This window comes from Streptomyces swartbergensis (assembly GCF_002148965.1).
Taxonomy (GTDB): Bacteria; Actinomycetota; Actinomycetes; order Streptomycetales; family Streptomycetaceae; genus Streptomyces; species Streptomyces swartbergensis.
Genome location: NZ_NGFN01000727.1, coordinates 1 through 1,147, shown reverse-complemented (window position 1 = coordinate 1,147; position 1,147 = coordinate 1). Strand labels below are relative to the sequence as shown.

The window sequence follows — 1,147 nt, the reverse complement described above, 5'->3', positions numbered from 1 at the left end:
GGAAGCGGCCGTGCCCGGAGCAGGGGTTCCCTGGGCCGGAGTGCCTTGCCCGGGGACGGCCTCGGCGGGGAGCGGCTGACCGGCGGAGGGCTGCTGCTCCGGGGCGGCGAGGCCCTGCTGTGGCAGGGGCTGCGCTCCGTGTGGCTGGTTCAGGGAGGCGGGCTGGAGCGCCTGACCCGGCAGGGCCGCCTGCACACTGTGCCCGAGACCGCCCGGGGCGGGGACGGACACGCCCTGCGGGGGTACGGCGATGCCCTGCGGGGGTACGGCGACGCCCTGCGCGGGCGCGGCGACTCCCTGGGGCGGGACTGCGGTGCCCTGCGGCTGGGGGACGTTGCCCTGTGGGACGTTCCCCTGGGGCTGAACGGCGCTGCCCTGGGGCTGAACGGCGTTGCCCTGCGCGTGAGCGGCGTTCCCCTGCGCCGGAACCGCCACGCCCTGCGGCGGCACGGCCGTACCGGGCGCGGCCTGCCCGGCGGCCACCCCGGCCTGGACGGGCACACCCTGCCCCGGGGCGAGCTGCCCCGGAYCGGCCTGGCCCGCCGGAGCCTGACCGGTGACGCCCTGCTGCGCGGGAATCCCCTGCTCTGCACCGGCGGGCACGGATCCCACCGGGGCGAGACCCGGCTGACCGGCGACTGCCTGCCCGGCACCGCCCTGCACAGGCGCCGTACCCGGTGCCTGAACTCCGCCCCCCTCGGCCGGCTGAGCCGCAACGGCGCGCCGCCGACGCCCGGTCGGCGCACTCGTGGGGTGCGGCTGGGGCGGCGTGTGATCGGCGGACTGGTCGTGCGGGACGGCGTCGTGCCGCCCCTCCTCGGCAGCCACGTCACCGACGGCAGCCGCCCCGGGAACCGCCACGGCCCCCTGTCCCGGTACCTGTCCCTGCCCCGGTACCTGTCCCTGGCCTTGATTCTGACCCGGCACCTGACCATGGCCGGGCACACCACCTGGCGCGACCTGCTGCCCCTGGTCGGCGGTGCCGGCCGGTCCTGCCTGTCCGGCCGGGGCCTGATCCGCCTCGGCCGGCGGCAGGGCGAACACCGGACGCGGTCCAGCCGCCGCCTCCTGCGCGGCCGCCCGCTCGGCGGCGGCAGCCAGGGCCCGCCGCCGACGCCCGGTCGGCTGCGAAGCCTGGGCCTGGCCC

The 1,147-nt window shown here is 78.9% G+C and carries 1 protein-coding gene; it reads left to right on the top strand.

Going from position 1 to position 1,147, the window contains the following annotated elements; genetic code table 11:
- Nucleotides 1-45: 45 nt before the first annotated feature.
- Nucleotides 46-1,147 (top strand): hypothetical protein (locus tag CA983_RS46500; RefSeq protein WP_158101950.1); only part of this gene is annotated, 1,102 nt, incomplete at its 3' end.